General features: G+C 36.1%; 9 protein-coding genes and 1 pseudogene. 7 read left to right on the top strand and 3 right to left on the bottom strand.

The genetic code is table 11. The annotated features are described in order from the left end of the window. The 6 genes and pseudogenes from EZ449_RS22200 to EZ449_RS23585 form a co-directional block, all read left to right on the top strand. Nucleotides 1–875 (top strand): hypothetical protein (locus EZ449_RS22200; protein WP_205943058.1); only part of this gene is annotated, 875 nt, incomplete at its 5' end. 11 nt (nucleotides 876–886) lie between these two features. Continuing rightward, the gene (locus EZ449_RS22915) at nucleotides 887–1,435 is read left to right on the top strand and encodes a hypothetical protein (RefSeq protein ID WP_205943057.1); all 549 of its coding nucleotides are present in this window, start codon (nucleotides 887–889) and stop codon (nucleotides 1,433–1,435) included. 77 nt (nucleotides 1,436–1,512) lie between these two features. After that, nucleotides 1,513–1,749, top strand: a complete 237-nt coding sequence (locus EZ449_RS22910; RefSeq protein ID WP_205943056.1) for a hypothetical protein — start codon at nucleotides 1,513–1,515, stop codon at nucleotides 1,747–1,749. A gap of 254 nt (nucleotides 1,750–2,003) precedes the next feature. After that, complete coding sequence (locus tag EZ449_RS22185) at nucleotides 2,004–2,519, top strand: thermonuclease family protein (RefSeq protein WP_131563043.1); 516 nt, start codon at nucleotides 2,004–2,006, stop codon at nucleotides 2,517–2,519. Nucleotides 2,520–2,836: 317 nt separating this feature from the next. Continuing rightward, the gene (locus tag EZ449_RS22180; protein ID WP_131563041.1) at nucleotides 2,837–3,979 is read left to right on the top strand and encodes a DUF6119 family protein; all 1,143 of its coding nucleotides are present in this window, start codon (nucleotides 2,837–2,839) and stop codon (nucleotides 3,977–3,979) included. Further along, nucleotides 3,960–4,426, top strand: a pseudogene (locus EZ449_RS23585) (DUF6119 family protein). Before EZ449_RS22180 ends, EZ449_RS23585 begins: the two are co-directional and overlap by 20 nt. 83 nt (nucleotides 4,427–4,509) lie before the next feature. On the opposite strand, the gene EZ449_RS22165 reads toward EZ449_RS23585, so the two are convergent. After that, complete coding sequence (locus EZ449_RS22165) at nucleotides 4,510–5,121, bottom strand: GIN domain-containing protein (RefSeq protein ID WP_131563037.1); 612 nt, start codon at nucleotides 5,119–5,121, stop codon at nucleotides 4,510–4,512. A gap of 507 nt (nucleotides 5,122–5,628) precedes the next feature. On the opposite strand from EZ449_RS22165, the gene EZ449_RS23580 reads away from it, so the two are divergent. Further along, nucleotides 5,629–5,781, top strand: a complete 153-nt coding sequence (locus EZ449_RS23580; protein ID WP_131563048.1) for a HipA N-terminal domain-containing protein — start codon at nucleotides 5,629–5,631, stop codon at nucleotides 5,779–5,781. A 380-nt stretch (nucleotides 5,782–6,161) separates the two neighbouring features. Here EZ449_RS23580 and EZ449_RS22905 read toward each other — a convergent pair whose 3' ends face one another. Continuing rightward, nucleotides 6,162–6,419 (bottom strand): hypothetical protein, encoded by a 258-nt coding sequence (locus tag EZ449_RS22905; protein ID WP_205943055.1) that lies wholly within the window; start codon nucleotides 6,417–6,419, stop codon nucleotides 6,162–6,164. Nucleotides 6,420–6,631: 212 nt separating this feature from the next. Beyond that, nucleotides 6,632–8,128: a Fic family protein gene (locus tag EZ449_RS22145; RefSeq protein ID WP_131563036.1), complete on the bottom strand. Its 1,497-nt coding sequence runs from the start codon at nucleotides 8,126–8,128 to the stop codon at nucleotides 6,632–6,634. Between the last annotated feature and the right edge of the window lie 904 nt (nucleotides 8,129–9,032).

Below are 9,032 nucleotides of genomic sequence, written 5' to 3'. Positions count from 1 at the left end.
GTAAGTTTTGGATCGGATTGATTATTCTATTGCCACTTACCTTATATTTATTTACTTTTTATATCTCAACTTCTTATTCGGCTTTCTTCAAACAATTAGATGCTAATAATTTTAATGTCGTTATGAACATTCTTGATGCAAAAGCCTTTGAAAAGGCTTGGCATGACGGATCGCTTGAAGGTGCTTTTGTTACTTTTATTCCATTTGTATTCTTAGGTTTAGGTTATTTGATCCATATGTTTGGGGAGACTAAAAGCATTAAAAATTACATTAAAATAATAGCGCTCCTACTTACAACTTTTGTGTTCGATGCTATTCTGGCTTATCAGATAGAGGAAAAGATTTACGAATTAACTAAAAGCTTTGATACACCTGCATTTAATCTTCCTATTGCCTTTCTGAAGGTCCAGTTTTGGGGAATTATTTTTGCTGGCTTTGTGGTATACCTCATTTGGGGAGTGGTGTTCGATTTTATCATGAAGGAAAATCGGGAGAAAGACAAAATAAAACACGAGCGGTTGCGTAGAAAAAAAGACATTCAGATTCATCAGGATAGGATAGTTGATATTGAAATTCAAAAGGCAAAATTGCTCGAAGAACTTAACGACATTAAGAAAAGTTCGCTGGAGGCACATGGACGTGTAACTGCATTGCAAAGGATAATCGATGCCGTAATTATCCCAACGAAAGAGTATGTTTTATATGCATCAGAATATATGCAGGGATGGATAACCTTTATTAACCAAAAGCTGCATATTTCTCAATATGAAAAAAGTGCACTCGAAAGTGAGTGTATTGCCTGTTACAACGAAAACCTCAAAAGTGTAGGAGCCAATGAAGATTCTCAGAACTCTGTTTATACAACTACGTTATAAAACCCAAGATCATGAATTCAAAATCATTAAACATATTATTGGGCATTTTAATTACAAGTTTTTTTGTGAAAGAAAGTAAAGCCCAGATTCCTCAGAACCTTAATATCAGTTTTTTATTAGATTTATCTGATCGGATAAGCCCCCAAAAGAACCCAAATGCTACAATGCAATATTATCAAAGAGATCTCCAGTATATAAGATCTATTGAAAGAGCATTTATTAATTATGTAAAGCAGAAAAGGATACTTCAATTAAACGACCAAATGCAGGTTTTTTTTGACCCTGAACCTGGAAATGCAGAAATAAATAAGTTAAGCCAACAGTTAAAAGTAAGTTTCAATAGTAAATCTAACAAAAGTAATATTGAAAATGTAGATAAAGTATTTGCAACTGTGCCAATGAAAATTTATCAATCTGCTATTAAAGATAATCATTATGTAGGTTCTGATATCTGGAGTTTTTTCAAGAACAAGGTTGAGGATTACTGTATAAAAGAAAAACATAGAAACATATTGGTTATCATAACTGATGGCTATATCATAAAGACAGTAAGTTTTTAGAAAAGGGTAAAAGTTCATATATAACGGCAGATTTTATACAATCAAAGAAACTTTCATCTTCAGACTATAAATCAATCATGAAAAAAAATAATCTTGGTTTTATTGCCTTCCCATATAATTTAAAAGACCTAGAAGTTATTGTATTAGGTATTAATCCTTCAAAGAAAAATCCTTATGAAGGAGATGTGATTAAACAATATTGGACTGATTGGTTTAGGGCAATGAAGGTGAAGAAATTTTATATTAAATCAGCTGATTTACCAGCTGATTTAGAACCTGTACTGCAAGGAATTATTTCAGAAAGAAGTAAATAATAATCAATACATAATAAATGGTTTGCTAAAAAATCACCACCCATTTTAAATCATCCCTTGATCATGAGAACACTTTCCCTATTCATTTTCCTCTTTTTTAACAACACCTGCAAAGAGACCACATCTGTATACATCTGCAACAGTCCCTATGCCAAGAAATACCATAATAACTCAAAATGCCGCGGTTTAGGTAATTGCACTTACAAGGTTATTTCCATTGATATTGAAAAAGCCAAAAAAGACGGCAAAGTATTATGCGGCTGGGAAAAATAAGCCTTGTCTTGTTGTTGTTCACGCTTCAGGCGTGCTTCATCCAACCAGAAGGAACTAAAGGCATAAATTATAGTAATCTTGTTTTTACAGCCAGAGTCATCCGCATTTTGGATGGAGATACCATGGAAGTTTTATATCAGGATTATCCGATTAAAATCCGGTTGGAACACATTGATAGCCCTGAAAAAAGACGCGCACAGCCTTATGCTCAAAAAGCCAAGAAAGCCCTGTCCGATTTATGTTTTGGGCAGGTGGTGAATATTCAGGGCAAAAATTACGACCGCTACAATAGATTGATCGCGGTGGTTGTTAACCATAAAAAACAGGTAGTAAACCAGGAAATGCTTAAGCTGGGCATGGCTTGGCATTTTAAAGAATACTCTAGCGATCTGTTATATGCCCAGTTAGAAATCACTGCTAGGAAAAAGAGAGTGGGCCTGTGGCAGGACAGTAGTGCCGTAGCTCCTTGGGAATGGCGAGGGCAAAAACGCTATTAGGACTCCAATTCTCTTGAAAACAATTGTGCACCTAAAAAGTAGGATGTTGCTCTCGATAAATATGTTACTGAAAGTACACTAGCAAGCTATAGTGATACTCATTTTTGAGTAAATATGGTTTCCCGTAAATATTGGCTTTACCAATTCTCTACATTTGTAAAGTAAAAAGCGTTAATCTTAGATGAACAGTACGCAGCAATACCATAAGTTCGCAAACAGTGGCAGTAATGCTAATAAGATTAACAAATGTGATTTTCTTATTCTATTCATCATCAAGAATTATTTTTAAATAATATTGTAACCTAGGTATATGCATTATGAGCGCCATTAAACCGACCATCTACTTGATTAAGGAAAAGATAACCAACCCCAGAGATATCTTCAAAAAAAATTATACAATTACGCTTAAGGAGGAAAGCGGCGGGATGTTATTCTACATGCGTAGCAAACAGAACGTTCCTGATTTGGCAGATTTCGTTAATTCGAATTTTAACCTTGAAAGTAATCCCTTCAAAAATGCTTCTTCATATGCTGTAATTGTTCTCGAGGTTGCAGGTAGGATGCTTGCAATTCCTTTGGGCAGTGGCATTCACCTAATCGACATGACTAAGACTGAGTATAATTTTGGTTTGAGAACGGCCTTGAATTGTATTCGTAAACAAGAAATTCGACAAATTGATACAACTACACCAGAGATAAATTCTCAGAAAACAAAAAAGCAGGCAGCAGTGGGATCTACTCCTGAAGAACTTGGGATTAAAAAGCAAAAGGATATTCTTAGGGGAATAACGGGAAAATTACCAAAAGAACATGAATTGGGCGAGGCATTGGAAGGTAAAGATAGTCTAAGAGCAAATAAGGGAATCGAGAGTTTTAGCAAGCTTAAATCGTATTGCGAGAAGGTACTCAAACATTTTAATTCAAGTGAATATAAAAAGGATTATCCTTGGATAGATAACATAGCCCTGGTGCGAGATAAATCACTTATTGATGGGCTGAGCGATCAGTTAGCAAGAGCTTTGAAGAAAGCAGATTTTGAAGGGATGTTCTTTTCTCCGCCAGTATTCTATGAAGCTATCTTTGATTTCAAAGGATTTGTGTTTTCTTCTGGAGATGGCGCTAGGATGAGCAGTAAAGTGCCGCTTAAGATGCCGGAAATGGTAGATTGGAAGAAGTCTACAGGGTCGGCTAGGAAAGAAATAAAGTTGGATACTATTGAGAAATTCAAGGTTAACCTCATCAGGGATGGAGCTGGGAAAAATCTTGATTGTCCTTTACAAAGGTGTCTCGCTTGGGAAACGGAATACAACGGTACTCGGTATATTCTTTCTGAGGGAAGTTGGTACGCGGTGCCAGAGGATTTTTTTATATCCGTAAGTAATTTTTTTAAGGACCGTTTAATTAGCATTAACAGTTTTCCAATACCGTCACAGCCAAAAATTGTTGAAAGCTTACAATAAAGAGCTTGCTGACAGTAACGCTGATTTCTATTTATTTGACCTCGGACATTTTGATGCCAAGACTAAAAGTATAGGGGCTGACGCCAATGAAGTCTGTGATGTTTACGATGTTAAAAATAAAACATTTATACATGTTAAAAAGGGAAAAGCTCTTCAACAATAAGTCACCTTTTTCGCCAAACTGCTTATAGTGCGGAAGCCTTGAGACTCAATGACACAAGTAGAAAAGAATTTATAACCCATCTAGTAGATTATGGTTGTGATGCATCTGTTATACCACTGCCTTATTTGCCGGGAGACTATAAAGTTATTTTCGTATTGGTTATAGGTAAGACTCAAAAAAAAGACATGCCCTTTTTTAGCAAAGTGTCACTAAAGGATCTGGCAGAGAATACATTAGAAATAACCGGAAGTAAGTGCAATATCACATACGTGCTCGAGCCATAGGTTTAAGGAGGTTATAAATTGATGTAAAATATAAAAGCCACCCAAAATGGGCAGCTTCAGTTTATCTGTGATGTGTATATTTTCTATTTTGCTAAAATCATTGCATTTTGTTCAGCGTCCATTATAGCTTGGGAAGCAAAAGAGGTGGATTTTAAAGCGGCAAAGTCTGCTAATTTTAAATTTTTCATGTTGCTTGCGATCATTGTACTTTGATCAGCAGTACCATTTAATTTTAATACCGCATCATCCTTAACGATAGTATATAAACTACCTGCTGTAGTTTTAATCTTTGCTGTAGCACTTTGCCCCAAAAATAACTGTAGGTATTTTACGTTGAAATTATTGCTGGTTACCACAGCTGATTGACCATAAGCTTCAATTCTTTCCAAATCTTTTACGGTAATATTAAGTGTTACCTGACTTGTTTCTAATGAATTGATAAATAAGGTTTTTCCATCAGTTGATACTGAGGTTTTTGCGGCGTCATAGTTGCTTATACCCTCTACATTTTGCTTGTCACCTTGTGTTAAGACGATTTTAACGTTCCCGCTCACCCAGATCCTGCTGAATTTTGATAATGAAGAAGTTTTTGTTTCTGCTTTAACTGGCTCAGCGGCAAAAGTTGCCACCATTGATGAAGTTAATACTACTGCTGTTAATGCTGCTGCGAATAGGGTTTTGGCTAAGGTTTTCATATCTTTTATATTTTAGTTTTTTGCTATTGTTTGTTATTAAGACGCAGCCATACATCAAACGTTGCAGGCAAAAACCCTGTATTATACCAGCACTAATAACTACTAGACCAACGCCTGTAATTTCTAGACGAACTCTTTTCAACTATCTATACTAACCAATATTAAATCCAAAGTTTGTAGTCATATTCGTCCTTCGCTGTCTGCTTTATTTAAAAAATACGGCGATTTTCATTTTAATAGCTTGTTCATGAAACATGAACAAAGTGATTTTTTGAACACTCAAATTTATTGTACCACATAGGGTATAAACATGAGTAATCCATTATCAACATTTGTAAAAACACAGCATAAGCTACTTAAGCTCTCACAGGAGGAATTGGCATTCAAGCAGGCGTAGGACTTCGTTTCCTCCAGGAGCTAGAGCGGGGAAGCCAGACCGTACGGCTAGATAAAGTAAATTAGTACTTGAATTATCTGGCAAACAGGTTGGCATAACAGAAATGGAGGATAGACATTTGGGTTAGGTCCAAAGTATTATTTTGGGGCAGCCTCGTGGGGCATCTGGAGAAATATGATAATGGTTATAGGTTTACTTACGATTCAAAAAACCTGAGTGGTGAAAGCGTCAGACCTATAAGTCTAAGCTTTTCCTTATTTTAAATGCATGTTTATATCAGAATTTATTATAGCTGTTAGATGCACCAGAACAATGAATAATTCTTTGGTATACTCTAATTCTGTCGTGGAAAATCAAAATTATCCAACGGCGTGGTCTCCACTTTTACTGATAATTATATCCCGGCAATTTTAGGTTCGGTCTAGCAGGACTTTTGTACCTTGAAGGATTAAAGATATTGTTAAGTGTATCCACGCAGAGTAGCCGGCGATCCGGATTGCTCTCAAGGTCAAGGATTATTTTTAAAACTTCTGGCAATAGGAATATTCGCGAATTGAAAATATTTTAAGAGAAGCTTGATAAACACTAATTATTATTAAGCATCTAATATTTCAGAATAGTAATACGATAGCCGCATTTTAAACTAAATCTCAATGATCAAATCTTTCTCATAGCCATTATACTTCTCATTCAAATAGCCATGTGGATTACAGATAATTTCAGTGTTACCAATTGTATATCTGGTAGGCGTGTGGATATGGCTATGAATCCAATACAAGGGCTGATGCTCTGCGCAAGTTCCAATACTAAGCCCTTTCAAGTCTGTACAGGATGCTGCTGATCGCATCAGCACTACCAATATCTGAAAATTCGGATGGAAAAAATATCTTTCCGCATTCATTCTTAAATATCATATTAACTGTCTGATTGTGTGCTGAATATCTCTTGTTAAAAGAAATTATTTTGTCACAAATTCATGAAATATTTGTGACAGTTTCTACTACCTTTTTTGGCTCAATTCGCGATTCGCGAATTGAAAATCTTTTAAATTGAACGCTGGAGATAAGATTGTGAAATACCCAATATATGCTACCTAATTCAAGCATTCCTGGCTTAGTTGTTATCAAAGATGTCGTTATAGATTTTTTCCATTTCCGCAAACTCCTCTTCAGTGATTTCCTCAAAATTTTTCTTCCTGCGTTTTGGGAAAACACCCTTATTTTGATGTAAGAAGATGATAACTTCGTTTAATCTTTTATCAGGCATGTCTATTAGGTTTTGCAGTTCCCGCTTTAACTCATCATACCGTTCTAAAAAATGAAGTTCTTCAGATAGGTCCTGCTTAATTGTCGCTTGTATAGTAGTAGCAAGATAAGCACATTGTTGAGTTAGATCAGGGTATCGAAAATACGCATTGACTTCCTTGGGATTAGTGATTATTATTTCCCCTCGTTCGTCCCGTTTGAACTTTATTCTCTGCATTAAAGGTTTGGAATAATTCTCTAACGCTGCATCATAATCTCTCATATTGTTGACCATATGCGCAGATACAGGTATGATTAACCCATGCTCCGAAAGTCCGTCACGGGTCAGCATATCATGAATTAAAAACCTATGGATTCTTCCGTTTCCATCCTCAAATGGATGAATAAATACAAACCCAAACGCGATGATAGCCGCCCTCACTACAGCAGGCTCACCAGTTGTTTTTTCTTCCAACTCAATTAGACCCTCCATCATAGATTTAACCATATCAGGCGGAGGACATATATAATGATAAATTTCCTCCATGCGATAGTTGGTTTGCCCAACAAAGTTCTGAAAATTTCTGAAGCCTTTCTGAGCATAGCGTTGATCGACAATGGCATTTTGCAATTCAGTTAGGCTTTTGACATCAAGCACTTCAGCGCTCGGAGCAGTTCCAGCTTTATACAAAATGGCTATAAAGCGGTCGATTCTTTCAGGCGACGGCTTTTCACTCTCTATTTCGTATGAGGACTTGGTTTCTTTCCTATATAAATATTGGGTTGCCCTTTTAAAGACTTCAGGGGAAAACTCTTCTTTTAATTCTTCAATCTCTGCTCTATAATCAATATCTAAGACATCCTCAATGGCCTTTGTACGACGGACAATCGGGCAGAATTTTCGCCCTCCTAAGAGGTTATCATTAATTCTCCATCTGCTATTCTTGATCTGCTTTCCTGTAACATACTGTTCTTCATCCAATAAATTCACGTAGTTGCCGCTGGGTTCAGCAGTAAGGTCAAGTTGTTTACCAGTCAACCATTCATAAAGAAACCCCAGCTTCCTGCTGTATTTACCTGAAGGGCTGGCGGAAAGAAACTTATCCAGTTCTTTTCGATCTGCACGTTCAAATACCGCACTTAGGAAATCAAGATTAACATCTTCATATTTTAGAAGGAATTCTAGATGGCTCGGTACCGTATTGCCCCCAGGAGCATATTTCGGCCCAAACTGCTGATCTATGGTACCATCAGCTGCCATCTCTATCTTATTTTGAGTTCCGATAAAAGACCGTTTTGTTACTCCGTATCCTTCCAGGTTCAAATATTCTTTTAACCATTCACTACCTACTTTGTTCCTTGCCATTATTTTCAGTAAAATGTATATTCTTTCAGTAAATTTAATAAAATACCAATATGATTCAGTAAAACAAATACAAAATCAATACAAATGTTATAAAAGAGTTTCCACTAAGTAAAAGAAATCTAGTCTTTGTAAAACGAATAAAATCAATTAACTATTGAGTAAAACTGATTGCAAACAAGTAAAACAGGTATATTTAAGGCTTCTATAAGTAAAACAATTATACAGACCAAATTCACGCATGAGGTTGACAACGCTTTATCTGATATTTAATTCCAAAATCGCTTTGTTTTAACCAAATATCACCATTTTTCTCCTGAACCTGAAGGGTCTGACGAACTCATTCCGTAAGTGCTGCTCGACCAGTAACCTTAATGTTATTTTGCTTAACGGTAAGGTTTATAATGGAAAGGCCATTTACGTAACCCTTAATGATAACAGCTAAGCTCTTAATAGGTGCACAACACCAACAATGAAACCCATGTTGGACGAACCGGGTACTGGACACCCAACTATTGCGCATTCATAAAGTTTTAGAGGAACTTTCAACGTTGTTATCCTTAAAAAAAGATACAATACTTTTCGATTTTTTGACTGCAAATATTTATCTTGTAATCAGTAAGTTAATCTGCACAGAAATCGGCAAATAAGAATACACCAAAAACGGCAACAAGAGTGCACAAAAAAAACGGTAGGATAATTAAACCCCACCGTTTAATACGACCTTCATCGGCTTACGACAACTGATGAATATGCACGCATTCTTGAACAAATTTATGATGTATTATGAAATTAAGCGAATGTCCCTTGCCGGACGTTCAGCTTCAAAGATCAGCAAGGCGCTGAACTGTAACCGCAGAACGGTAAAAAAGTACCTTGAGATGGATGACGGGGAGTTTGACGCCTT

The sequence above is a fragment of the Pedobacter frigidisoli genome (assembly GCF_004331675.1).
GTDB lineage: Bacteria > Bacteroidota > Bacteroidia > Sphingobacteriales > Sphingobacteriaceae > Pedobacter > Pedobacter frigidisoli.
The sequence above is the reverse complement of the archived record's forward strand: the minus strand, read 5'-3'. Positions and strand labels throughout refer to the sequence as shown.